General features: G+C 65.3%; 24 protein-coding genes. 14 read left to right on the top strand and 10 right to left on the bottom strand.

Translation table 11 applies throughout. The annotated features are described in order from the left end of the window. Positions 1-176 precede the first annotated feature (176 nt). The 5 genes from ACOHWE_RS04470 to ACOHWE_RS04490 all read left to right on the top strand — a co-directional run bounded on the left by ACOHWE_RS04470 (position 177) and on the right by ACOHWE_RS04490 (position 6,420). Positions 177-1,496 carry a glutamine synthetase family protein gene (locus ACOHWE_RS04470; RefSeq protein ID WP_420664429.1) on the top strand — a complete coding sequence of 440 codons (1,320 nt, stop codon included), beginning with the start codon at positions 177-179 and terminating at the stop codon, positions 1,494-1,496. Positions 1,497-1,581: 85 nt separating this feature from the next. Further along, positions 1,582-2,262 carry a type 1 glutamine amidotransferase gene (locus ACOHWE_RS04475; protein WP_420664431.1) on the top strand — a complete coding sequence of 227 codons (681 nt, stop codon included), beginning with the start codon at positions 1,582-1,584 and terminating at the stop codon, positions 2,260-2,262. Beyond that, complete coding sequence (locus ACOHWE_RS04480) at positions 2,262-3,623, top strand: glutamine synthetase family protein (RefSeq protein WP_420664433.1); 1,362 nt, start codon at positions 2,262-2,264, stop codon at positions 3,621-3,623. The genes ACOHWE_RS04475 and ACOHWE_RS04480 overlap by 1 nt, the downstream gene beginning before the upstream one ends. A gap of 137 nt (positions 3,624-3,760) precedes the next feature. After that, positions 3,761-5,071, top strand: a complete 1,311-nt coding sequence (locus ACOHWE_RS04485; RefSeq protein ID WP_420664434.1) for an NAD(P)/FAD-dependent oxidoreductase — start codon at positions 3,761-3,763, stop codon at positions 5,069-5,071. Positions 5,072-5,214: 143 nt separating this feature from the next. Next, positions 5,215-6,420 (top strand): DegT/DnrJ/EryC1/StrS family aminotransferase, encoded by a 1,206-nt coding sequence (locus tag ACOHWE_RS04490; RefSeq protein ID WP_420664436.1) that lies wholly within the window; start codon positions 5,215-5,217, stop codon positions 6,418-6,420. A 199-nt stretch (positions 6,421-6,619) separates the two neighbouring features. Here the strand turns inward: ACOHWE_RS04490 and phaR are convergent, their stop codons facing one another. Then, positions 6,620-7,159 (bottom strand): polyhydroxyalkanoate synthesis repressor PhaR, encoded by a 540-nt coding sequence (gene phaR / locus ACOHWE_RS04495; protein ID WP_420664437.1) that lies wholly within the window; start codon positions 7,157-7,159, stop codon positions 6,620-6,622. 251 nt (positions 7,160-7,410) lie between these two features. Between phaR and ACOHWE_RS04500 the strand changes: the two genes are divergently transcribed. Further along, complete coding sequence (locus ACOHWE_RS04500) at positions 7,411-9,150, top strand: adenylate cyclase Cya3 (RefSeq protein WP_420664438.1); 1,740 nt, start codon at positions 7,411-7,413, stop codon at positions 9,148-9,150. A 398-nt stretch (positions 9,151-9,548) separates the two neighbouring features. Here ACOHWE_RS04500 and ACOHWE_RS04505 read toward each other — a convergent pair whose 3' ends face one another. Both ACOHWE_RS04505 and phaC read right to left on the bottom strand, forming a co-directional pair. Next, a complete protein-coding gene (locus ACOHWE_RS04505; protein ID WP_420664439.1) occupies positions 9,549-9,998 on the bottom strand; it encodes a phasin family protein in 450 nt (149 codons plus the stop codon). A 132-nt stretch (positions 9,999-10,130) separates the two neighbouring features. Next, on the bottom strand, positions 10,131-11,933 hold the full coding sequence (gene phaC / locus ACOHWE_RS04510) for a class I poly(R)-hydroxyalkanoic acid synthase (RefSeq protein WP_420664441.1): 1,803 nt from the start codon (positions 11,931-11,933) through the stop codon (positions 10,131-10,133). A 133-nt stretch (positions 11,934-12,066) separates the two neighbouring features. Here phaC and phaZ point away from each other — a divergent pair, with 133 nt between their 5' ends. Beyond that, a complete protein-coding gene (gene phaZ, locus ACOHWE_RS04515) occupies positions 12,067-13,341 on the top strand; it encodes a polyhydroxyalkanoate depolymerase (protein WP_420664442.1) in 1,275 nt (424 codons plus the stop codon). Positions 13,342-13,345: 4 nt separating this feature from the next. Continuing rightward, entirely contained in the window at positions 13,346-13,948 is a 603-nt protein-coding gene (locus tag ACOHWE_RS04520; RefSeq protein WP_420664444.1) for a DUF6151 family protein, read from the top strand. A 219-nt stretch (positions 13,949-14,167) separates the two neighbouring features. Here the strand turns inward: ACOHWE_RS04520 and ACOHWE_RS04525 are convergent, their stop codons facing one another. The 3 genes from ACOHWE_RS04525 to ACOHWE_RS04535 all read right to left on the bottom strand — a co-directional run bounded on the left by ACOHWE_RS04525 (position 14,168) and on the right by ACOHWE_RS04535 (position 16,759). Beyond that, complete coding sequence (locus ACOHWE_RS04525) at positions 14,168-14,593, bottom strand: VOC family protein (RefSeq protein ID WP_420664446.1); 426 nt, start codon at positions 14,591-14,593, stop codon at positions 14,168-14,170. Between the two features lie 88 nt (positions 14,594-14,681). Then, a complete protein-coding gene (locus ACOHWE_RS04530) occupies positions 14,682-15,431 on the bottom strand; it encodes an alpha/beta fold hydrolase (RefSeq protein ID WP_420664447.1) in 750 nt (249 codons plus the stop codon). 80 nt (positions 15,432-15,511) lie between these two features. Then, complete coding sequence (locus tag ACOHWE_RS04535; protein ID WP_420664448.1) at positions 15,512-16,759, bottom strand: MFS transporter; 1,248 nt, start codon at positions 16,757-16,759, stop codon at positions 15,512-15,514. A gap of 111 nt (positions 16,760-16,870) precedes the next feature. On the opposite strand from ACOHWE_RS04535, the gene thrS reads away from it, so the two are divergent. The 5 genes from thrS to ACOHWE_RS04560 all read left to right on the top strand — a co-directional run bounded on the left by thrS (position 16,871) and on the right by ACOHWE_RS04560 (position 21,626). Continuing rightward, positions 16,871-18,817: a threonine--tRNA ligase gene (gene thrS / locus ACOHWE_RS04540; RefSeq protein ID WP_420664449.1), complete on the top strand. Its 1,947-nt coding sequence runs from the start codon at positions 16,871-16,873 to the stop codon at positions 18,815-18,817. Between the two features lie 223 nt (positions 18,818-19,040). After that, positions 19,041-19,346, top strand: coding sequence for a BufA1 family periplasmic bufferin-type metallophore (locus ACOHWE_RS04545; protein WP_420664450.1), 306 nt, complete (start codon positions 19,041-19,043; stop codon positions 19,344-19,346). A gap of 96 nt (positions 19,347-19,442) precedes the next feature. Continuing rightward, positions 19,443-20,297, top strand: coding sequence for an MNIO family bufferin maturase (gene bufB, locus ACOHWE_RS04550; protein ID WP_420664451.1), 855 nt, complete (start codon positions 19,443-19,445; stop codon positions 20,295-20,297). Beyond that, positions 20,294-21,067 (top strand): HvfC/BufC family peptide modification chaperone, encoded by a 774-nt coding sequence (locus ACOHWE_RS04555; RefSeq protein ID WP_420664452.1) that lies wholly within the window; start codon positions 20,294-20,296, stop codon positions 21,065-21,067. The genes bufB and ACOHWE_RS04555 overlap by 4 nt, the downstream gene beginning before the upstream one ends. A gap of 4 nt (positions 21,068-21,071) precedes the next feature. Further along, the gene (locus tag ACOHWE_RS04560; RefSeq protein WP_420664453.1) at positions 21,072-21,626 is read left to right on the top strand and encodes a DoxX family protein; all 555 of its coding nucleotides are present in this window, start codon (positions 21,072-21,074) and stop codon (positions 21,624-21,626) included. A gap of 104 nt (positions 21,627-21,730) precedes the next feature. On the opposite strand, the gene ACOHWE_RS04565 is transcribed toward ACOHWE_RS04560, so the two are convergent. Together ACOHWE_RS04565 and ACOHWE_RS04570 are read right to left on the bottom strand one after the other, a co-directional pair. Then, positions 21,731-22,099 (bottom strand): hypothetical protein, encoded by a 369-nt coding sequence (locus ACOHWE_RS04565; protein ID WP_420664454.1) that lies wholly within the window; start codon positions 22,097-22,099, stop codon positions 21,731-21,733. Positions 22,100-22,141: 42 nt separating this feature from the next. Then, positions 22,142-22,459 (bottom strand): arsenate reductase family protein, encoded by a 318-nt coding sequence (locus ACOHWE_RS04570; protein WP_420664456.1) that lies wholly within the window; start codon positions 22,457-22,459, stop codon positions 22,142-22,144. Between the two features lie 194 nt (positions 22,460-22,653). Here ACOHWE_RS04570 and ACOHWE_RS04575 point away from each other — a divergent pair, with 194 nt between their 5' ends. Next, a complete protein-coding gene (locus tag ACOHWE_RS04575; protein WP_420664457.1) occupies positions 22,654-22,860 on the top strand; it encodes a cold-shock protein in 207 nt (68 codons plus the stop codon). Positions 22,861-22,992: 132 nt separating this feature from the next. Here the strand turns inward: ACOHWE_RS04575 and ACOHWE_RS04580 are convergent, their stop codons facing one another. After that, on the bottom strand, positions 22,993-23,472 hold the full coding sequence (locus tag ACOHWE_RS04580) for a dihydrofolate reductase (RefSeq protein ID WP_420664459.1): 480 nt from the start codon (positions 23,470-23,472) through the stop codon (positions 22,993-22,995). Positions 23,473-23,506: 34 nt separating this feature from the next. After that, on the bottom strand, positions 23,507-24,340 hold the full coding sequence (locus ACOHWE_RS04585) for a thymidylate synthase (RefSeq protein ID WP_420664460.1): 834 nt from the start codon (positions 24,338-24,340) through the stop codon (positions 23,507-23,509). Between the last annotated feature and the right edge of the window lie 175 nt (positions 24,341-24,515).

The raw sequence follows: 24,515 nt of genomic DNA on the forward strand, positions 1-24,515 counted from the left end.
GGGGGCCATTTTTTTTTGCGCTGCTGATCTCCAGCGCGGCGGATTGGCAGAAGGCGGGGCTTCTCCTTCGGTCCGCGTCCCCTCGGTGCAGGATCATTCTCAGTTTTTGATCAAATTTCTTGGCGAACCAAAATCTCTGCGCTAGGGTTGGCGCATTGATACTAGGGAGCCCTTAAATGGACCTGTCCGGACTGAGAACCATCCGCATTGCCGCCTGCGACATGAACGGCCAGATGCGCGGCAAGCGCCTGCCCGTCGGCATGGCCGCAAAGCTGGGCGGCGGCGCCGCGCGGATGCCGGTATCCACCCTCAACGTCGACCTTTGGGGCCGCGACGTGGAGGACAACCCGCTGGTCTTCGCGACCGGCGACGCCGACGGCATCATGCTGCCCACCGAGCGCGGCGCGGTGCCGATGCCCTGGCTGAAGAACGCCTCCGCGCTGGTGCCAATGGCGATGTACTGGGAAGACGGCTCTGCCTTTCTCGGCGACCCGCGCCATGTGCTGGCCGAGGTACTGTCACGCTATGCAGCGCGCGGCTGGACGGTGCAGGCGGCAACCGAGATGGAGTTCAGCCTGATCGACGACAGCGGCCCGGAGCCGGCTCCGCCGATCGACCCGCTGACCGGGCGCCCGCTGGATCAGCAGTCGGTTCTGTCGGTGGCTGAGCTAGACGCCTTCGACAGCTTCTTCAGCGACCTCTACGAGGGTGCCGAGATGATGGGAATTCCGGCGCAATCTGCGATCTCAGAAGGCGGTCTGGGGCAGTTTGAGATCAACCTCGACCACCAGGAAGCGATGCGCGCCGCGGATGATGCCTGGCTGTTCAAGGCGCTGGTGAGAGGGCTTGCGCGCAAGCATGGCTTTGCCGCGACCTTCATGGCGAAACCCTATGCGGAAGAGGCCGGCAACGGTATGCACGTGCATTTCTCGGTCGAGGACCGGGAGGGGCGCAACGTATTCGACGATGGCGGCGAAAGGGGCTCGGACCTGCTTTTGAATGCGGTCGCCGGGTGTCTCGCGGCGATGCCCGCCAGCACGCTGATCTTCGCGCCGCACGGCAATTCCTATGACCGGCTGGTGCCCGGCGCCCATGCGCCCGTGAGCGCTGCCTGGGCCTATGAGAACCGCACCGCCGCGCTGCGCATTCCCGGCGGCAGCCCCAAGGCGCGCCGGATCGAACACCGCGTCGCGGGCGGCGACATCAACCCCTACCTGATGCTGGCGACGGTATTGGGTTCGGCAATGGCGGGGATCGAGGACAATATGCAGCCGCCTCCCCCGTCCAGCGGCAACATTTACGAGATCAAAGGCCTGCCGCAGCTCGCCGAGGACTGGCAGACCGCGATCGACTGGTTCGAGACCGACCCGCTGATCGCCCGGGTGCTTCCGGAGCTCGCAATCCGCAACTTGGTAATGGTCAAGCGGCAGGAGCTGAAAGGCTTTGCCGAACGCCCCGAAGCCTCGCATTGGCTGTCCTGGCTGGAAGCGGTATAGCGGCCCAGTAAATCAGGACTGGGCAGCGGGCCTTGCCGCGGGCTTTGGCCTCGGCTAGGCTCAATTTGATCAAATCAGGTGAACCATGAAAATCGGAATTTTGCAGACCGGGCACGCGCCTGAAGACCTGATCGGCACCTCCGGCAATTACGATGGGATGTTCCGTGACCTGCTGGCAGGCCACGGCTTTGAATTCGAGACCTGGGCCGTGGTCGACGGCAGCTTCCCCGAAGGCCCCGAGGCCGCGGACGGCTGGCTCATCACCGGCTCCAAGCACGGGGTTTATGAGGATCACGCCTGGATCCCGCCGCTGGAGGAGCTGATCCGGAAGATCGATGCCCGCCAACAGCCCCTCGCCGGGATCTGCTTCGGCCACCAGATCATCGCCCAGGCGCTTGGCGGCACCGTCGGCAAGTTCGAGGGCGGCTGGGCCGTGGGCCGGGTCACCTACATGCAGGACGGCAAGCCGCTGGTGCTCAACGCCTGGCACCAGGACCAGGTGCTGGAGCCGCCCGCGGGCGCGCGGGTGCTGGCGGGCGATGCCTTCTGCAGGAACGGCATCCTTGCCTATGGCGACCACATCTGGACGCTGCAGCCTCACCCTGAATTTTCCACCGGATTTGTCGCCGGCCTGATCGAGAAGCGCGGCCGCGGCGTGGTGCCGGACGACATTCTGGAAGCCGCCGCCGCCCACCTCGAAGGGCCGCTTCACAACGCCGATATTGCCGCATTCCTTGCAGAATTTTTCAAGAAAGAGAGGACCTGATGTCCGCCGCCTGGCTCGACGTGCTGCCCGATGCAGCCAAAACCTACCTTGAGGGCCGCCGGCTCGACGAAGTGGAATGCATCATCTCGGACCTGCCCGGCATCGCCCGCGGCAAGGCGGTGCCCGCGTCGAAGTTCGCCAAGCAGGACTACTTCCACCTGCCCGACAGCATCTTCTACCAGACCATCACCGGCGACTGGGGCGAAGCGGCGGATGACGATGGCTTCATCGAGAAGGACATGATCCTGAAGCCCGACATGACGACCGCCTCGGCTGCGCCCTGGACGGCGGACTGGACGCTGCAGGTGATCCACGATGCCTACGACCGGCACGGCCGGCCGATCCCATATTCGCCGCGCAACGTGCTTCGGCGCGTGGTGCAGCTTTACCACGACCGCGGCTGGAAACCGGTGGTGGCGCCGGAGATGGAGTTCTTCCTGGTTGCCCGCAACATCGATCCGGCCAAGGAGATCGAGCCGATGATGGGCCGCTCGGGGCGTCCGGCAGCGGCGCGGCAGGCCTATTCGATGACGGCCGTGGACGAATTCGGCCCCGTCATCGACGATATCTACGACTTTGCCGAGGCGCAGGGCTTCGAGATCGACGGCATTACCCAGGAGGGCGGCGCCGGGCAGCTCGAAATCAACCTGCGGCACGGCAACCCGGTCAAGCTGGCGGATGAGGTGTTCTACTTCAAGCGGCTGATCCGGGAGGCCGCACTCCGGCACGACTGCTTTGCCACCTTCATGGCCAAACCGATCGAAACCGAACCCGGTTCGGCCATGCACATTCACCACTCGGTGATCGACATGGAAACCGGGGAGAACATCTTCTCCGGCCCCCAGGGCGGCGAGACCGATGCTTTCTACCATTTCATCGCCGGGCTTCAGAACCACCTGCCGTCGGGGCTTGCGGTGATGGCTCCCTATGTGAACTCCTACCGCCGCTACGTGAAGGACCACGCCGCGCCGATCAATCTGGAATGGGGCCGCGACAACCGCACCACCGGCATCCGGGTGCCGCTGTCAGGGCCTGCCGCGCGGCGGGTGGAGAACCGCATCGCGGGGATGGATTGCAACCCCTACCTCGGCATTGCCCTGTCGCTGGCCTGCGGCTACCTGGGACTGGTCGAAGAGCGCCGCCCGCGCAAGCAGTTCAAGGGTGATGCCTATGAAGGCGAAGGCGATATCCCGCAGGTGATGGGTCAGGCGCTGGACTTGTTCGATGAGGCCAGCGCCCTGCACGAGGTGCTGGGACCGGAGTTTGCCCGGGTCTATTCCATCGTGAAGCGCGCGGAATACGAGGAGTTCCTGCAGGTGATCTCGCCCTGGGAGCGCGAGCATCTGCTGCTGAACGTCTGAGGGCGTTCGGGGGCGTGTGCGGCGTCCGGAAACCGGGCGCCGCGTCCGGCCGCAACGCTCCGGCAAGTGAGTATTTATGGAAAGATGATGAGCGGACGCGCCTTCACGCGGCGCCCCGCTTCCGGGAGAGCTGTGTTATGGCGATGAACCTGCTTTATGCCAATGACCGCAAGGGGGCCTACCCCGAGAGCTGGTACGCGGCCACCGCCGTGCCGATGGACCCGTTCCCGGCGCTGTCGGCAGAGGTGACGGCCGATGTCTGCGTCGTCGGCGCAGGCTACACCGGGCTCTCGGCGGCGCTGCATCTCGCGGAAGCCGGGATGAAGGTCGTCCTCCTGGAGGCGCAGCGGGTGGGTTTCGGCGCCTCCGGGCGCAATGGCGGGCAGCTGGGCAGCGGCCAGCGCATGGACCAGCAGGGACTGGAAGCGCTGATGGGCCGGCCCGAGGCGGAAAAGCTGTGGCAGCTGGGCGAGGAAGCCAAGGACCTGGTCAAGTCGCTGATCGCGAAGCACGGGGCCGACTGCCACCTGAAGCCCGGCGTCGCATGGACCGGTTTCACCGCAAAGGAGGCAGCGGAACTGCACGGATACGGCCGCCACCTGCAGGAGCGCTACGGCTACGGCGGGATTGAGCTGCTGGATGCCGAGGCCTGCCACGCCATGTGCCCCTCCCCCGCCTACAAGGGCGGCATCCTGGATCACGGCGCCGCGCATCTGCATCCGCTGAATTTCGCGCTGAGCCTTGCCCGCGCCGCCGCCAAGGCCGGGGTGCAAATCTGCGAGCAGAGCGAGGTGCTGGAGGTCGAGGAAGGCGCCCGTGTCCGGGTCCGCACGGCGGGCGGGCGGGTGACGGCGGATCACCTGATTCTTGCCTGCAATGGCTACCTTGGCGGGCTCAACAGAAAGGTCGCGGCGCGGGTGATGCCGATTAACAACTTCATCGTCGCGACCGAACCGCTGGGAGACGCGGCCGCACGGGTGCTGACCCGCGATGTCGCCGTGGCAGACAGCAAATTTGTGGTGAACTACTTCCGCCTGAGCCACGACAAGCGGCTGCTGTTTGGCGGCGGCGAGAGCTACGGCTACCGCTTCCCTGCCGACATCGAAGCGGTGGTGCGCAAGCCGATGCATGAAATCTTCCCGCATATGAAGGACGTGCGGGTGGACTATGCCTGGGGCGGCACGCTCGGCATCACCATGAAGCGGATGCCTTACCTCGCGCGGCTGGCGCCCAACGTGCTGTCGGCCTCGGGCTATTCGGGCCACGGCGTCGGCACTGCCACCCACGCGGGCCAACTGATGGCGCTGGCGGTGCAGGGCCAGGCCGAAGGGTTCGACACCATGGCCCGCGTGCCCGCGCCGCGCTTTCCGGGCGGGCCGCGGATGCGCCCGCCCCTTCTGGTGCTGGCGATGACCTGGTTTGCCCTGCGCGACCGGCTCGGGATCTGAGCGCAGCGGGGCTGCTTTCCCGGCCTCCTTCGCAACACTTCTGTGAAATTCCGCCACCGGGTGCCCGCAAAGGCGCCTCAGCCCTTGGCAAGCGCGCGCTGTCCTTTTAGGTTTCTGGAAGTAACAGTTCAGGAATTTGAAATATGCCGCTTCCCCCCAATGTGCATGACGCCGAACCCATCCCCGCCGCCGCCCGCGAAGCGATCGACGCGCTGATGCAATCGGGGGACCTGTTCCGCTACACTGCGCCGGAGAACGCGCCGGTGACGCTGCTGGAGCAGGAGTTCGCAGCCCTCCTCGGCAGCAAATATGCGCTTGCCGTCTCTTCCTGCTCGGCGGCGCTGTTCCTGTCGCTGAAGGCGCTTGGCCTGCCGCGCGACGCGCGGGTGCTGATCCCGGGCTTCACCTTTGCCGCAGTGCCGTCGGCGGTGGTGCATGCGGATTGCGTGCCGGTACTCTGCGAGGTCGGCGGGAACTACCGGATCGACATGGCCGACTTCGAGGCCAGGCTGGACGGTGTGCAAGCGGTGATCATCAGCCACATGCGCGGCCATACCTCGGACATGGACGCGATCCTGGCCCTGTGCGACGCGCGCTCTATCCCGGTGGTTGAAGATGCGGCGCATTCGCTGGGCACCACCTGGCATGGGCGCAACATCGGCACCCTGGGGCGGGTGGGCTGCTTCTCCTTCCAGTCCTACAAGATGGTGAACGCGGGCGAAGGCGGCATCCTGGTCACCGATGACGCCGATCTCGTGGCCCGTGCAGTGATCATGTCGGGCGCCTACGAACATAACTGGCAGAAGCACCAGGCGGCGGACGGCGCTCCCTGCCCCGCGCTGGCCGCCGCCTTCGAGCGCTGGCAGAACCGGCTGCCGCTGTACAATCTGCGCATGAGCAACCTGTCGGCCGCGGTCATCCGCCCGCAACTGCCGGAACTTGCACGCCGGGTGCGCGACGGGCTGGCCAATCACGACTACGTGGCGGCGCGGCTCAATGCCTGCGCCTGGTTCGACGTGCCCGCGCCGCTGACGCCGGAACGCCGGGCGCCGGATTCGATCCAGTTCAACCTCGTGGGCATGAATGAGGCCGCTATCCGCCGCTTTGCAGCAGCGGCGGCTGCCAAAGGTGTGAAGGTGCAGGTCTTCGGCCTGTCGGCAGACAATGCGCGGGCTTACTGGAACTGGCAATTCCTCCCCGAGAAACAGGAGCTGCCGCAGACCCGCGCTATGCTGATGAAGGCCTGTGACGTGCGCCTGCCGGTGCGGCTCAGCCGCGAGGAACTGGACGTGATTGCCGGCATCCTGCTGGCCGCAGCGGAAGAGACGATGAACCAGGCCGCCGCCTGACCCCCTGGGCCGCTATAGACAACGAGATGTCTCGCCTCGGACCGCGGTGAGGCCGGAGCTGCTTCCGCGCCGGGAGGCTTGCACCCATGGTATAGCCGCTGCTGGCATAGCCCCTGCAAAAGCAATAAGCCCCGCCGGATTTCCTAGCGGGGCTTTTCCGTTAGTGAGGTTGCACCCCGGCTGGCCGCAGCCGGGCGGGTCACTTCATCTTGGAGAGTTTTTCCTGCAGCGCGGCGAGCTGCTTCTTGATCTCATCCAGCTCCTCGCCGCCGCTTTCGGACTTGCCGCTCTGCTCGGCTGAAGGCCAGGCTCCAGTCATCGCTTTCAGGAAGGCTTCCTGCTGCGCCTTCACCGCCTCGAACCCCGGCATCTTGGACATCGGGTTCATGGCGCTCATGTTCTCCATCATCTTTGCCTGGCTCTCACGCAGCATGTCGAAGGAGGTCTGCAGGAACTGCGGCATCACACCGCCTCCCGGCACCATGTAACTGCGAACCAGGTCGTTGAGAACATTAACCGGTAGCACGTTTTCACCGCGGCTTTCGTGTTCGGCGATGATCTGCAGCAGGTACTGCCGTGTGAGGTCGTCACCGGTCTTCAGGTCCACGATCTGCACTTCGCGGCCGTCGCGGATGAAGCCCGCGATATCCTCCAGCGTGACGTAATCGCTGGTCTCAGTGTTATACAGCCGGCGGCTCGCATAGCGTTTTATCAGCAGTGGCTTGTTCTGTTCCGCCATTGGTTTCCTCCCCGGCCATGATGCAACGCAGCAAAGCCTATGCCAGTGCAGAACAAAAGAAAAGCCTGACGCGGCGCGGCGCAGGTTTTGTGCGCGGCAAGATCGTTGGTGCCGTTTGGCGTACCTCGGACTGGCGCGGGATACTCAAATCGGAACACCCCCGGCGCGGAGAGTGTCCGCCGTGGTATAGTGAGGCATTGGCCCCGTGAGTCTTTGGCGGGGTCCTTGGTGGGGTCCTTGGTGGCGGAAGAATGGCTGACCAAAGGGACAGAAGGCGCGCGGCCGCGATCCTGGTTGCGGCGCCGGCAGCAGAGCAGAGCGCGCCAGCCGGCGGAAGTCCGGAGGGCTGGCCCGAAGAGATGGACGCGCGGCTGAGGGCGCTGGCCCGCCAGCATGGCGGACATTTGCTCGCACCCGGCGGGCCGGAACTCGCGGCCGCCTTCGCGAGCGCGCGGCACGCCGTGGACGCAGCGCTGGCAATGCTCAGCCTGACTGAAGCACCGGGGGAGGGCAGCAAAGGAACCCTTTGCGCCATTGCCATTCGCAGCGCCGCGCGCCGTGCCAGGGCCGGCGAGGCGGGCGCGCCGGCCCCCCTGCGCACGACACGCACGCTGCAGAGACAGGCGGCGCCCGGCGAGGTCCTGGTTTCAGACGCGGTTCGGCAGCAGGCTGAAGGTGAATGCAACGCGGTCTTCGAGCCGCGGCTGCCTGTCCAAGGGCCTGCCGGAGAACGCCTGTGGCGCGCGGCTATGGTCCCGGAACCGCAGCATTTCGCCACTCCGCCCGGGATGGAGATGTCTGTGGCAGTACTGCCCTTCACCGACGAGGCGGGCATGCACGGTCCAGAGGAAGCGGCAGGCGGCGGACTGGCCGCCGGGCTCGCCGAGGACGTCATCATCGGCTTGTCCAGGTTCCGCCAGCTGCGGGTGATCGCGCACAGCGCCGCCGCCGCCCGGGTGCCACGGCCGCTGCCTGCAGCGCTGGCGGCGTTTCAGCTCGGGGTGCGGTATGTAGTGGAGGGACGGGTGCGGCGCGCGCCCGGGCAGCTGCGCGTCACCATCGGGCTGGCCGACGGCAGGAACGGCATCACTCTGTGGAACGGTCATTACGACCGTGCCGAGGGCGATGGTTTCGAGACGCAGGACGAATTGGCGGGCGCGATCGTGCAGACCCTCGCCTGGCAGCTCGACCAGCTGGACGGGCAACGGGTGCGGGGGCGCGGCGGCGGCCTTGCCGGTCTCAGCGCGCAGGAGCTGGGGGCGATGGCGAGATCGATCGTGCTGGATTCACCGCAGGCGCTGCGGCGCTGCCGAACGCTCTACCAGCGCGCTTGCCAGGCCGATCCCGACAATGCGGCGGCCCTGGCGGGGGCGGCGCTCACCTATCTTGTGGAGTGGATGAGCGGCTGGGGCCGATCACGCCGTGAGACCCTGGGGCGCGCGCTGCCGCTCCTGCGCCGGGCCGCCGGGCTGGATCCCTTGGATGCAGTGGTGCAGCGGCGGCTGGGGGTGCTCTCTCTGTTCGAGGGCGATCCGGCGCTGGCGCAGGCCTACCTGAAGCGGGCGCTGATGCTGAACCCGAACGATGGCGACACCCACGCCTTCCACGCGCTCTTCCACATCTGCCGCGGCAATCCGGGCCGGGGGCTGGAGGAACTGGCGGAGGCGGTGGCGGCCAATCCCTTCCATCCCAGCTACTACTACTGGTTCATCGGGCTCGCCCACTACATGCAGCGGCGCTATGCGGACGGGCTGCTGCCGCTGAGGAAGGCGATCGGGCTCTACCCGAACTTCCCCGCGCCGCATTGGCACGCGGCGGCCTGCCACGGCCAGCTTGGCCATGCGGCGGAGGCGGCCGGGGAGCGGCGGCGCATCCTGGAGGCCGCGCCGGGCGCCACCATCCGGCGCATCACCCGCGCCCTGCCCTTCGAAAGGGCCAGCGACCTTGCGCATTACTGCGACGGGCTGCGCCGGGCCGGACTGCCGGAGTAGCCTGCGCCGGAGGGTCGGGTGGCACAAACAAGTTGAGGGGATTGCCAGGGGCGAGTTGCACGGCGCCAGGCGGGGAGCAGCGCATCTCCGGCGCGCGCGGGGGCGATCCGAAGAGTCGTGACCGGCAGTTTATGTCCGCCAAGTCCGTACGCCCTCCCGGGGGACCGCAAAGCCTTAGCCAAATCGCCACCGCGTGGGGGCGCGGCGGCGATGCGCGGCGGTCTTCGGCCTTGTTCCGCGCGGGGGCTCTTTGACCCGGCGCAGGCTAAAGCCAACCGTTATGCAGCGGGGTGCGCCGCAAATACGAAAGGACAGGCCTCGCGGCCTGCCCCTCTTCACGATCCGGCTCCAAAGGGAGGAGAGCGAAAGCCGGACCGTGGACGTTTCTTGCTGGCGCCTTACTTGGCTGCAGCAGCGGCCTTGTTGGCGGCCGCGCTCACCTCGGTGGTGGCTTTCTTGACTGCGGCGGACGCTTCTTCGCTGAAGTCCTTGCCGGCAGCCATCATCAGCTCAACGGTGTCCATCTGCACCTTCTTCGCCACTTCAGCGAAGGCGGCCATGTTTTCGGCTGCCACTTCGGCGGAGGCCGAAGCGAAGTCGGTCGCGGCCTTGGCGTAATCTGCCGGGTCTTCCTTGACCTTGGAAACGTCGCCCAGCTTGGCCAGGGTTTCCTTGGTCCACTTGTTGGAGATCTCAGCCGACTTGCCGGCCGCGTCCAGAGCCACTGCAGAGAGTTTCTCGTTCAGGGCGGCGGTGTTCTTGAACACATCTTCCATTGCCTTGGTATCGACCGGGAAGGCGCCCATGAAGTCTTTCATCATTGCGGTGAAGTCTTGGGTCTTTGCCATAGTTCTAATTCCTCAGAAAGCTGCAGCAGGACCATCCTGCTTTTGTCGTCTGAAGTGAATATGCGCGCTGCACCGCAGCATTTCAAGAAATTTGTTGCTGCGGCGCAGAAAAACTTCGCAAACTAAGCGAAATCAGCGGCTTGCCTTCACCTTCACATAGCTGCCGGGAGCCGGCTCCAGCGAGGGCAAGCCAGAATCACCGGCCTCGCGGGCGGGCACCTGCTTGCCGGAGCGCTTCTTCAGCCAGGCCTCCCAGCGCGGCCACCAGGAGCCTTCGTGGAACTCCGCTCCCTCCTGCCAGGCGGCGGGATCGGCGCCGAGGTCGGCGTTGGTGAAATGGCCGTATTTGTTGCGGCTGGGCGGGTTTACGATACCCGCGATATGGCCCGACTGCGACAGAATGAAGGTCTTGCTGCGCGCCCCCATCTGCTGCACGCCCCGGTAGCAGTCCTTCCAGCGCGCGATATGGTCTGTCTCGCAGGTGACGGCAAGCAGCGGCACGTCGACGTCGCTGACATGCAGCGTCTCGCCCAGCATCTTGAAGCCGTCACGCGCAAACTCGTTGCGCTGGCACAGGCCGCGCAGATACTGCATCGCCATCCGGCCAGGCAGGTTGGCGCCATCGCCGTTCCAGTAGAGCAGGTCGAAGGCGGGCGGGGTCTGGCCCATCATGTAGCTTTTCACCGCCGGGCCATAGACCAGGTCCTTGGAGCGCAGGAAGGAAAAGGTGCGCGCCATGATCCAGGAGCGCAAGAGGCCGTCGCCGGCCACCTCCCGCTCGATGCCGTCGATGAAGTCGTCCTGCAGGAAGGGGGTAAACTCGCCCTGGTCGTCGAAATCGGTAAGCGCGGTGAAGAAGGTCGCCGATTTCACCGGCTTCTCGCCGCGCTTCTTCAGCAGCGCCAGGGTGAGCGCTAGCGTGGTGCCCGCGATGCAGTAGCCCACAGTGTTGACCTGGGGCACCCCGCAAATCTCCTTCACCGTGTCGATCGCGGCCAGGTAGCCCTCCTCAATATAGTCCTCCAGACCGGTCTCGGCATAGCTTGCGTCCGGATTGACCCAGCTCACCACGAACAGAGTGTAGCCCTGCTCGGTCACCCATTTGATGAAGCTGTTCTGCGCCTTCAGGTCGAGGATGTAGAATTTGTTGATCCAGGGCGGGAACAGCACGATCGGGGTCTCGTGCACTGTGTCGGTCACCGGCTTGTACTGGATCAGCTCCATCATCCGGTTACGGAACACCACATCGCCCGGCGTGGTGGCGATGTTGCCGCCAAGCTCGAATGCGTTTTCGTCCGCAAGCCGCACCACCAGCTCGCCGTTGTTGGCCTCGAGATCGGAAACCAGGTTTTCCAGCCCGTCAATGAGCGACTGCCCCTCGGTTTCCACCGCGCGCTCCAGCGCGTCGGGGTTGGTGGGAAGGAAGTTGGTGGGCGACATCATCTCGATGATCTGCTCGGCGAAATAGCCGAGCCGCTGCTTGTCCTTGCCCTCAAGGTCGCTCGCTGTGTTCACCGCCTCGCGGATGGCCTCGGCATTGGTGAGATACTGCTGCTTGACGTAGTTAAAGAAGGGATTGCTGTGCCACAGCGGGTTGGCAAAGCGGGGATCGGCCGGGCCGCCCTCCGCGGCCTCCTCGCCGGCGGCGGCCATCGCGCGCTGCGCCTCGGCGAAATTCATCACCGATTTGCTCCAGTATTCGACCTGGTGCTCCATCAGCTTGGCCGGGTTTTGCAGCGCCTCAGCCCAGTAGGCCGTCGCTGCACGTGCAAAAAGCTCTTGATTCGGAGCGTCCAGAGCCGGGTCGTGCGACGACTTCTGGGCCATCACCGTGATCAGCCGCTTGGAGAGCTCCTCAACGCGTGCCAAGTTTTCCCTAAGCTTTTCAACTTGCTCGGGGTTGGGTGCAGCGGTGAGCTCTTCACTTGTTGTCATTTAAATAAATCCCCCATAGGCTTTCTGCTGTGCAGAATACGCATCTGCTGATTTCAGGGCAAAGCTGCGATTATTCCAGTCTTCCGATTTTTGCGGTCCCTTAACGCCGGTGCGGAGTTCGTTGGAGGCGAGCATGCGATACATGATGACCTACGACCTGATGGAAACGGTCCGCAACACAAACCAATGGCTGGGTGCGACCGCGCTTTCCATGGCATCCTATCCAATTTTCGCGGCCTTGCCAAATCCGGCGCTGAGCTGGATGGCAGCCTGGGGTGAAGTCACCGAACGGACTTATCAGCGCATGGTTGTGAAGCCGGACTGGGGCATCCATACCTATACCGGCGAGGATGGCAAGGACCATCTGGTCGATATCGTGACAGTGGCGGAAAAGCCTTTTGGCGATCTGATCCACTTCCGCGTGAGCGGCCGCGAGGAGCAGCCGCGCAAGGTGCTGCTGGTGGCGCCGATGTCAGGCCACTACGCGACGCTGCTGCGCTCTACCGTGAAGAGCCTGCTGGTGAACTGCGAGGTCTATGTCACGGATTGGCACAATGCCCGGGGCATCCCGGTTTCGGCCGGCAAGTTCGACGTTGAGGATTACACGCTTTACCTCGTCGACTTCATGCGCGAACTGGGTCCCGACACTCACGTGGTCGCGGTCTGCCAGCCGGCCCCGCTGACGCTGGCCGCCACGGCCTACCTGGCGGAACAGGACCCCAAGGCGCAGCCCTCTTCGCTCACGCTGATCGGCGGCCCGGTCGATCCCGACGCCACCCCTACCGAGGTGACCGACTTCGGCCGCCGGGTTACCATGGGCCAGCTGGAGGAGACGATGATCCAGCAGGTCGGCTACAAGTACAAGGGCGTCGGCCGCAAGGTTTACCCCGGCCTGCTGCAGCTCGCCTCCTTCATGTCGATGAACGCGGAGCGCCACAGTCAGGCCTTCATGGACCAGATCCAGCGGGTGTCCCGCGGTGAGGCGTCGGACCATGACGCCCATAACCGCTTCTACGACGAATACCTCGCCGTAATGGACATGCCCGCCGAATTCTACCTGTCGACGGTGGAACGGGTCTTCAAGAAGCGCGAGATCGCCCGCAACGCCTTCGTTGTGAACGGCCACAAGGTGGATATCGGCAAGATCACCGATGTGGCGGTGAAGACGGTCGAAGGCGCCAATGACGACATTTCTGCCCCCGGCCAATGCGTCGCCGCGCTCGATCTTCTGACCGGGCTGCCAGAGGAGAAGAAAGCGAGCCACGTGGAGCCCGGCGCGGGCCACTACGGCATTTTTGCAGGCCGCAGCTGGCGCGACAATATCCGGCCGCTGGTGATCGGCTTCATGAACGCCAATAGCCGCAAACCCGTGCGCGCACGGGCCGCCAACAGCAATACGGCGGCCTGATCCGATGGCGGCGGGAGGGGCGTCGCGGGATGCGGCGGCAGGAGGGCTGGCGTTTTCCTGCCATTGCGGCGCGCTGGCCGGGCATGTCCCGGCGCTGGGGGTGAAGGCAGGCACGCGCATCGCCTGCCACTGCGCCGACTGCCGCGCCAATGAGCTCTATCACGGTCAGCCGGACCCGGCGCCGGAACCAGTGGACCTGTTCCAGCTCTCCCCCGATGCAATCACCATTACCCAAGGCGCGCAGCACTTGAAGGCGATCCGGCTCAGCCCGCGCGGGCCGTTGCGCTGGTATGCGGCCTGCTGCGGCACACCCTTTGCCAATACGCTGGCCTGGCCCGGCCTGCCCTTTGCCGGCATGCGTGCGGATCTGTTTCAGGACAAGGCGGCCCTCGGAAAGCGGCGGGCGGAAGCCTTCATCCCGCAGACCGGCAAGCCGCCGCGCACGAAAGGCGCAGGCGTGATGGTCTGGAGGGTGCTGAGCCGGATGCTCGCGGCGCGGCTTTCGGGGCGCTGGCGGCAGTCGCCCTTCTTCGATGCGGCGAGCGGAAAGCCGGTGGCGGACGTGCATCTCCTGAGCAGGGAAGAACGCGCGCTGCTCTACCGCTGAGGGCTTAGTGCAGGCGGGGCCCGGCCCGAGCGGGCGCCGGCACGGCCAGCCAGCCAAGCAGCGCGCGGCCCGCTGCTCGTGCTGGCCCTATGCCAAAGGCCACCGGCCCGGTTGTTGCCACTGCCGCCCTCGCCTTCCTTTACGACCTGGCTGCCTTCGATTTTGCCGGATGCAGGCGGAAGCCGGGGTGTCCTTCAAGCCGCCGCCTGCGCACCGCAGTCAGTAGCCGTTCCAGCAGAAGGCGCCATCGGTGCCCAGGGCGGAAAACGGGTTGAAAGCGATCTCCCAGATGTGGCCGTCGGGAGCGCGGAAATAGCCGTGATGGCCGCCCCAGAAGGCATCCTGCGCGGGCTTCAGGATCTCTGCCCCGGCGGCCTCGGCGGCGGCAAGCAGTTCCGCCACCTCTTCCCGGGTGCGGGTGTTGTGGCTGAGCGTGATGGCACCAGCACCCAGCGCCGAGGGCGGCAGGCCGATGTCTTCCGCCAGAGCGTCGAGCGGGTAGAGCCCCAAAGTCTGCGACAGGAGGTCGAAGGCAACCACCCCGTCCGGGCTCTGCGCCCGCCGCCAGCCCAGCGCCTCGTAGAACGCCGCGGCCTCCGCCATGTCCGGCACACCCAGCGTGATCAGGCTTACCCGCTGTTCCATCCTTCGACTCCCCCTGGTTGAAATGTGCTAAGAATAGCACCCCCAGAGCCTCGGAACAATAAGAGAACATCAATGGGCCGCCCCAGCGTCAGACCTCAGCAAGCACCTCGCGCACTGCGGTTTCGATCATCTTGAGGCAGGCGGGATCGGAAAAGCGGTGGTCAGCGTCCTTGACCAGCGCCAGCCGCATCTCCGGGCAAGTCGCGTGGTTCAGCAGCCGCAGCGCAGTTTCGGTGGAGACTGCGGTGTCCGCCGTGCCCTGCAGGCAGCGCACCGGGAACGGCAGGAACAGCGGCGAGCGCAGCACCAGCCGCTTGCGGCCGTCCTCGATCATGCGCTTGCTGATGTGGTAGGGCTCCATGTAGTCGCTGGGCAGCTCGACATAACCTTGGGTTTCCAGCTGGGCCTTCTGGCTGCCTGAAAAATTCGCCCAGTAGCCGTCCTCGGTGAAATCCGGGGCTGCCGCGATGGTGACCATGCCCTTGATCCGCTCCGGCATCGCGCGGGCCAGCAAGAGCGCCTGCCAGCCGCCCATAGAGGAGCCGACCGGCACCACTTCGCCTTCGGTCAGCGCGGTGACCACGGCTAGCGTGTCCTCGTGCCAGTCGCCGATGCAGCCTTCCTCGAAGGTGCCGGAGCTTTCGCCGTGGCCGGAATAGTCGAAGCGCAGGAAGGACTGGCCGCGCGCCTTGGCCCAAGCTTCCAGATGCACCGCCTTGGTGCCCTCCATGTCGGACTTCAGCCCGCCGAGGAACACCACCCAGGGCCCCTGCCCTTCGCTGCGGTGGTAGGCAATGCGGCGGCCCTGGGGCGTTTCCAGATAGTCGGGTTTGGTCATGGCGTCCTCTGTCACTGTCACCGCGCCAGACTGCCCTGTTCGGCGCGGCAGGAAAACCCCGTTTGCAATGGTTTAGCGGCTTAATCTCCTTCGGCTTCCTCCAGCCCCAAGGCCGCGGGCAGGGCGGCAAGCGCCATGGCGGCAAACAGGAGCAGCACCGCCTGTGGCCCCAGGAGCGACAGCGCGCCGCTGAGCGCGCCCGCAGCGAGGAGCAGCGTGCCGATCACCGTGTTGGCGACCGCCGCCCAGGCGGAGCGTGCGTCCTCGGGCGCAATGTCCACCAGGTAGGTCGAGCGCCCCTGCCGCACGCCGTGGTAGGCGATCATCAGCACAAACAGCACCGCGGGCATCGCCCAGACCTGCTGCGCAAGCCCGGCCCAGGCCAGCGCCACCGCAGCAACCATTGCTGCCGCGCCGATCGCGCTCACCGCCATCAGCACCCGGCGCGAGGAGCGGTCGGCCAGCCGCCCCCAGACCCAGGAACTCACCAGCGAGGCAACCGCCGAGGCCAGCACCAGCGCGCCAAGCTGGCCGAGCTGGCCGCCCTCTCCGCCGGTGAGCATCACCAGGTACGGCGGCGCGAGCGCGGTAGAGACCAGAAGCCCGCGCACCAGAATGAACCGCCAGAGGTTGCGGTTGCCCTTCAGGATCGAGAAGTCGAGTCCGCCCCCGCCCTCCGCCGGTTCGCTGTCCTCTTCCTCCAGGGTGGAGAACAGCGCCGCCGCGGCGAACCACAGGCAGGCGGCGAGGCCGATGGCGCCCGCCACCAGCGCGACGCTGCGGCCCAGGCCGCTGAGCAGCAGAAGCGCAAACAGGATCACGCCCGCCGCCGCCGCGGAACCGGCCAAGCCGGTGATCGCGCCGCGCCGGGTCTCGCCCACGGTCTTGCCAAGGATGTCCTTGTAGGAGACCGAGCACATCGCCCGGGCCAGCGCCAGAAGCGCGAGCGCCGCGCAGACCGCAAGCCCCGCCGCCCAGCCTTGAAGCAGCAGCGCCACCATCGCAATCCCCGCCGCCGCCGCACCCTGCACCGCCGACCCGCCGGCCCAGGCCCATTTACGCTGCTTCATCCGCGCAACCCAGCCCGCGAGGATGATCTGCGGCAAGAGCGCCCCCGCCTCGCGAAGCGGCACCAGCGCTGCAATGAAAACGGAAGGAGCACCCAGCGCGGTCAAAAGCCAGCTCAGCACCAGCTTGGGGTCGATCAGCCCGTCGGCGACCTTGGTCATCGCAAGGGAGGCCGCATGGCGCAGCCCGTTGCGCGCCTCGGCCGCGTTTGACGCCTCCCCGTCGCCGGTAAGCCTGCGAAAAACTTCAATTGCCGCCATCCCCTAGCCACCCTCCGGCTTGACTTGCCTGCGCCCGGGCTTCACATAGCGCGCAGACCAAAACCCGCAACCGGGCGTTCAGTGGGCGCCAAACCGACGAGGAGAGCCGAATTGGCCCAGATCTCTCTCACCTTCCCCGATGGCAATGCACGATCCTATGACGCAGGCGTTACGCCCGCGCAGGTGGCCTCCAGCATTTCCACCTCGCTGGCCAAGAAGGCCATCTCCGCCACCGTCAACGACCAGCATTGGGACCTGCAGTGGCCGATCGAGACCGACGCCACCATTGCCATCCACACCATGAAGGATGAGGCGCAGGCCAACGAGCTTATCCGCCACGATCTGGCTCACATCATGGCGCGCGCGGTGCAGGAAATCTGGCCCGACACCAAGGTCACCATCGGCCCGGTGATCGAAAACGGCTGGTATTACGACTTCGACCGCGAAGAGCCCTTCACCCCGGAGGATCTTGGTGCCATCGAGAAAAAGATGAAGGAAATCATCAACCAGCGTGATGAGGTCCGCACCGAGGTGTGGGAGCGCGACCGCGCGATCCAGCATTACACGGACAACAACGAACCCTATAAGGTCGAACTGATCGAGAGCATCCCCGGCGATGAGCCGCTGCGGATGTACTGGCACGGCGACTGGCAGGACCTGTGCCGCGGCCCGCACCTGCAGCACACCGGCCAGGTGCCCGGCGACGCCTTCAAGCTGATGTCGATTGCGGGCGCCTACTGGCGCGGAGACTCGTCGCGCGCCATGCTGCAGCGGATCTACGGCGTTGCCTTCACCGGCAAGGAGAAGCTGAAGGCGCACCTCACCATGCTGGAAGAGGCCGCCAAGCGCGACCACCGCAAGCTGGGCCGCGAGATGGACCTGTTCCACATGCAGGAGGAAGCCCCGGGCCAGATCTTCTGGCACCCGAACGGCTGGACCATCTACACCGAGCTTCAGAACTACATGCGCCGCAAGCAGCGCGCCGACGGCTATGTCGAGGTGAATACCCCGCAGGTGGTCGACCGCAAGCTGTGGGAGGCGTCGGGCCACTGGGACAAGTATCAGGAGCACATGTTCATCGTCGAAGTGGACGAGGAACACGCGCGCGAGAAGACCATCAACGCGCTGAAGCCGATGAACTGCCCCTGCCACGTCCAGGTCTACAACCAGGGCCTCAAATCCTACCGCGACCTGCCGCTGCGGATGGCGGAATTCGGCTCCTGCAACCGCTACGAGCCCTCGGGCGCGCTGCATGGCATCATGCGGGTGCGCGGCTTTACCCAGGACGATGCGCATATCTTCTGCACCGAAGACCAGATCGAAGCGGAATGCGCCAAGTTCATCGACTTCCTGTCCTCGGTCTACAAGGATCTGGGGTTCGAGGAATTTGAGATCATGTTCGCCACCCGTCCGGAAAAGCGCGTCGGCAGCGAAGAAAGCTGGGATCATGTCGAGGCAGCGCTGGAAAACGCCATCAAGAAGACCGGCAACGCCTATACTCTGGACCCGGGCGAAGGCGCCTTCTACGGCCCCAAGCTGGACTTCAAACTGACCGATGCCATCGGCCGGGTCTGGCAGTGCGGCACCTTCCAGGTGGACCCTAACCTGCCGGAGCGTCTGAATGCCAATTACATCGGCGAGGACGGTGCCAAGCACCGCCCCTACATGCTGCACCGCGCCTGCCTGGGCTCCTTTGAGCGCTTTATCGGCATCCTGATCGAAAACCATGCAGGCAAGCTGCCGTTCTGGCTGGCCCCGCGGCAGGTCGTGGTCGCCTCGATCACTTCGGATGCGGATGACTATGTCCAGGAGGTTGTTGCCAACCTGCAAAAGGCCGGCGTGCGCGCCGAGGCCGACATCCGCAACGAGAAGATCAACTACAAGGTCCGCGAGCATTCAGTGGGCAAGGTTCCGGTCATTCTCGCCGTCGGCCACCGCGAAGTGGAAGAGCGTACCGTCTCCGTCCGCCGCCTGGGCGAGAAGCAGACCAAAGTCGAGAGCCTTGAGAATGTTACAAAGACCCTGGCGGCGGAGGCGACCCCGCCCGATCTTCTGTAACAATTCTTGCCAAACCGGCAGCATGCGGCCCCCATCCGGGGGCCGTTTTGTTGCGCAGGGGCGAAAAACTGCCTGAAGACAGCCCGCTGCGCGCGCCCGCGCCATAACAAATGCTGACACGGGCGTGAGACACAGGGTCGTGACTTAAGTTCGCTTCAACCGCGCGCTAGGGTTTCCGTGTCATACCCGACACCGCAAGCAAAACCGAAAAGGACTTACCGAGATGTCGAACACCGCAAAATCCCTGGCCGTCGCAGGCGCCGTCGCCGCCGCCATGGCTGCCGCATCGGCCGTCCCCGCTGCCGCGGGCACCAAGGAAAAGTGCTACGGCGTTTCGCTGGCAGGCCAGAACGACTGTGCGGCAGGCCCCGGCACCACCTGCGCCGGAACCTCGACGATGGACTACCAGGGCAACGCCTGGACTCTGGTGGACGCAGGCACCTGCGAGGAGATCGAGCTGCCCCAGACGGCGGACGGCACCGAGCGCAAAGGCTCGCTCGAGCCGCTGGAACGCGACCTGCCCGCATAGGTGCGCAACGGTTCAACAGGGGGCGGGAGACGGCAATTCCCGCCCTTTTTGCATCTGCCCGCCCGCCATTGACCGATCCTTGCGACAGGAGCCGACATGCTGGACGCCGCCGCACGCAAACGCCTCCCCGCCGCGCCGGGCGTGGGCTACAAGCCGCAGCATTTCTCCGATCTGCTGGCGGAGCCGGGCGCGGTTGAGTGGCTGGAAGTCCACGCCGAGAACTACATGGGCGGCGGCGGCCGCCCGCTGGCCCAGCTGCGCCACCTGGCCGGCCGCTTTCCCATTTCGGTGCATGGCGTGGGCCTGTCGATCGGCGGCGAGGGCCGGCTCGACGCAGACCATCTGGCGCGGCTGAAGCACCTCATGGGCTGGCTGCAGCCTGCCAGCTTTTCCGAACACTTGGCCTGGTCCACCCATGACAGGCATTTTTTCAATGACCTGCTGCCCCTGCCGTACACAGACGCCACGCTGTCGCGGATCTGCGGCCACATCGCTGAAGTGCAGGAAGCGGTCGGACGGCAAATGCTGCTGGAAAATCCTTCGAGCTACCTGAGCTTTGCGGAAAGCACCTGGTCCGAGCCGGAATTCCTTGCCGAAATCGCCCGCCGCACCGGTTGCGGGCTGCTCTTGGATGTGAACAACGTCTTTGTCTCCGCCACCAACCTCGGCTTCTCGCCGCAGGGCTATATCGACGCCTTCCCGCTCCAACAGGTGGGCGAAATCCACTTGGGCGGTCATGACGAGGATGAGGACGGCGCCGGCGGCCCGCTCCTGATCGACAGCCACGGGCGTGAAGTGGCTGATCCGGTCTGGGCGCTTCTGGACTACACGCTTGCCCGCTCCGGCCCAAAACCGGTGCTGATCGAATGGGACAACAACGTGCCGGAATGGGACGTGCTGGCGGCCGAGGCAGCGCGCGCGGCGGCGGCGCTGGAAAGGGTGCCCGCATGAGCGTCAGCCAATTCCAGTTTGCCCGCGCCCTTATGGACCCCGGCGCGCCGGTGCCCCAAGGCTTGCTGGATCACCGTGCCCGCCCTGCGGGCCGCCGGTTCGACGTCTACCGCAACAATGTCACCGTCTCCCTGATCGAAGCGCTGCACAGCGCCTTTCCGGTGATTGCCAAACTGCTGGGCAAGGAGAATATGGATGGGATCGCACGGCTTTATGTGCGCGCGCATCCGCCCGCCTCGCCCCTGATGATGTTCTATGGCGCCGAGTTCCCCGCCTTCCTGGAAGCGATGCCGCAGGTGGCGCATCTGGGTTATCTGGGCGACGTGGCCCGGCTGGAACTGGCCCTGCGCCGCGCCTATCACGCCGTCGACGCCGATCCGATCCTGCCCGAAACCCTGGGCGCGCTTGCACCCGAAGAATTGATGGCGGCGGCCATGGCGTTTGCCCCGGCGGTGCAGGTCCTGCGCTCGCGCTGGCCGGTGTTTTCGATCTGGCGCTACAACACCGAAGATGGCGCACCGAAACCGCAGCCGGGCGGAGCGGATGTGCTGATCACCCGGGCGGAATTCGACCCCGCCCCGGCCCAGCTGCCGCCCGGCGGTGCTGCCTGCGTTGAAGCGCTGATGGCGGGCAAAAGCCTTGGCGCGGCGCTGGACCGCGGCGCGGCGGCAGACGCCCCCGGCTTCGACCTCGGCGCCACGCTGGCCCTGCTCCTGCAAGGCGGCGCGATTACCGCACTGAACACTTCCGGAGAGACCACTGAAGGGTAAACCCATGCACGCACTCGTCTCCTTCCACCAGGCCATCTTCACCCCCGTCGAGCGGGCAGGAGACCGGCTATTGCCGCTGGCTGCGCGCTTCGTCTTTGCCGCGACGCTGCTGGTCTACTTCTGGAATTCCGGACTTACCAAGCTGGGCGGCGGGCTTTCGGGACTGTTCACGCCTTCGATCGGCGCTTACAGCCAGATCTTCCCGAAACAGCTTGAGGCCGCGGGCTATGACGTCTCCCAGTTCGGCGCCTTTCACACCCTGGTGGTGCTGGCGGGAACCTATGCTGAGTTCCTGCTTCCTCTTTTGATCGTGATCGGCCTGTTCACCCGGCTGGCCGCGCTTGGCATGATCGGCTTCATCGTGGTGCAGTCGCTCACCGACATCTTCGGCCATGGCGCTACCGACACCAAGACGCTCGGCGCGCTGTTCGACCGCTTCCCGGACGGGGTAATCCTGGATCAGCGGCTGTTTTGGGTATTCCTGCTTACCTATCTGGTGGTGCGCGGTGCCGGGGCGCTGTCACTCGATGCGCTGATCAGCCGCCGTGTCGAGGATTGAGGCATGGGATCCGGCAGGCCAAGAGCCCCCCGCCCGGCTGACCGCGGAGCCGTTTGCTTCGCGGAGCAGTGAATGAAAAGTCATGGATCACCGGGGCGCACGGTTCAGAAATGCGCCTTGGGCTCGTCCGGCTTCCCTGCGGCCAACGCCAGCAGCCCCGCCGCCAGCGCAAAAGTCAGCGGGAAGATGGTGAAGACATTGAAGCCGAACCCCGCATACATTGCAGCGGCAGAGCCCAGCAGAAGCACCCCGCCCCACAGCGCCCGCGCCGTCGCCATCGCGCCGCCCGCGATCGCCAGCAGCGGCGCCAGAACCGCCATCAGCCGCAGCTGAAAAACATTCTCCACCTGCCCTGCCAGGCCCTCCACCGGACCGAAATACTCAACCGCCGCGGTATAGCCGTAGCCCGCGAAACCCACGATCATGGCGAACAGCCCCGCCACGATTCCCAGCACCAGCGCCGCATTGCGCATGTCTCTTCTCCCGCTGTTCAGACAGGCGACATAAGCACGCGCTCAAGCCACGCCAAGGGCCGCTTGCGTGGTCTTGTCCCACCCAAGATAGAGCCTACCCCCCGCGTCGATCAGCGGCCGCTTCATCAGAGCAGGGTGCGCCTCAAGCAGCTCCAGCGGCGGGCGCACGCGCTCGGATTCTTCCAGGCTGCGCCACGTGGTGGAGCGTGTATTGACCAGTTTTTCACCAAATTCCGCCAGCGCCGCCTGCAATAACGGCGCCGGGACCGCCTCTGCCCTGACGTCAACCAGATCGGCTTTCGGAAATAGTTTCAATGCCTTGCGGCAGGTATCGCAGTTTTTCAGCCCGTAGATCTTCATGCTTGCTCCAACTTCCGCCGCCGGCGGCTCACAATTTACGGTGGAATACACCAGTTTTCCTTGATTTTTGGCCAACCCGTGTAAAACTCGAAGGCGTCTGCCCCATTGCCATTCGCAACGCAGGCGTGCGGCGGGGCAGTGCGTGCCCATTTGGCATGCCAAGGCGAAGTGCAAAGTAGAAGGAGACACGGGAAATGCCAAGTGGCACCGTGAAATGGTTCAACACCACCAAAGGCTACGGCTTTATTGAGCCCGATGAGGGCGGCAAAGATGTGTTCGTGCACATTTCCCAGGTTGAGCGGTCCGGCATGTCAGGCCTGGCCGACAACATGAAGGTGAATTACCAGCTGACCGAAGGCCGCGACGGCCGCCAGATGGCCAGCGAACTCAAACCTTCCTGACCCCGCATCCGGTGCGCTGCGCCTGACAGGGCGCAGACGCCCGCGCCTGATCGCGCGGCGAGATAACTGCGCCCGCCAAATTCGCAAAGCTGCACCGCCCGGCCCGCAGGCCGGCACCGTGCAGCTCGCATCTCAGCGGCGGCGAAAGTACTCGTGCAGTACACAGGAAGGATCCTCCTCCCGCAGCACTGTCTCGCCGGTGGGTTGCCAGTCGTTCGCCGCAAACTCGGGAAAGTAGGCATCCGCATCCTCCACAGTCACACCGATTTCGGTGATCAGCAGCCGGTCGGCAATGCCCAGCATGGCGCGGTAGATACCCTCTCCACCAATGCCATAGACGCGCCGGCAACCTTGAGCATAGGCTTCCGCCACCGCGGCTTCCACCGACGGCAGCACCTGCGGTGCGGCATCGGGGTTCGAGGACACCACCAGATTCAGCCGGTTCTTCAGCGGCTTGACCGGCAGGCTGTCCCAGGTGTTGCGGCCCATGATCAGGGCGCCGCCCAGAGTTTCGCGCTGAAACGCCTTCAGGTCTTCGGGTGCGTGCCAAGGGATGGTGTTGTCCTTGCCGATGGCACCATTTTGCGCCCGGGCCGCGATCAGGGTGATCATCGCCTGCTTCCTCCTGCCAGTTCTGCGCGGGGTCTCAGACCGCCACCGGCGCCTTGATTGCCGGGTCGGGATCATAGTTCAGGATCTCGAAGTCCTCGTAGCGGAAGTCGAAAATCGAGGTGACCTGCCGCTTGATCCTCAGCTGCGGCAGCGGCTTGGGCTCCCGGGACAGCTGCAGGCGCACCTGCTCCACATGGTTGGAATAGATATGCGCATCGCCCATGGTGTGGATGAAATCGCCCGGCTCGTAGCCGGTCACATGCGCGAGCATCACCTGCAGCAGCGCGTAGGACGCGATGTTGAACGGCACGCCAAGGAACATGTCGGCCGAGCGCTGGTAGAGCTGCAGGTGCAGCTTGCCGCCCAGGATACGCACTTGCCATAGCGTGTGGCAGGGCGGCAGCGCCATCTGCGGCACATCGGCCGGGTTCCAGGCCGTTACGATCAGGCGGCGGCTGTCGGGGCTCTTCCCGATCATCTCCACCAGCCCGGCAATCTGGTCGACGCTGCCCGCGCGGTAGAGCGGCTCTTCCCCTGTGTGCCCCTCCAGCGGCTCCAGCCGCGGAAAGCGGCGCCACTGGTGGCCGTAGACCGGGCCAAGATCGCCGTTCTCATCCGCCCACTCGTCCCAGATCGAGACGCCGTTCTCCTTCAGGTAGCCGATATTGGTGTTACCGGAGAGGAACCACAGAAGTTCGTGGATGATCGAGCGCAGATGCAGCTTCTTGGTGGTAACCAGCGGAAAGCCCTCGGCCAGCGGATAGCGCGCCTGCAGGCCGAAACAGGACAGCGTGCCGGTACCGGTACGGTCGCTCGAGGCAACGCCATGGTCGAGAATCTGCCTCAACGCATCGTGATATTGCCGCATCAGTGCCCCTTTCTGTTTCCATGCCGGTCCCTGGTGCTCCGCATACCTGCTGCCGCGGAATTCTCCAAGAGAGAATGAAGCCGCCCCCCCCGGCGGGCTGCACCGCCTCCCCCAAGGCAGCGTATGCCCGCAAAACGGTAGCGCATCCGCCACGGTCGCCCCGATTTGCCCCCGG

It is taken from the genome of Cribrihabitans neustonicus (assembly GCF_048820895.1).
GTDB classification, from domain to species: Bacteria; Pseudomonadota; Alphaproteobacteria; order Rhodobacterales; family Rhodobacteraceae; genus Cribrihabitans_A; species Cribrihabitans_A neustonicus.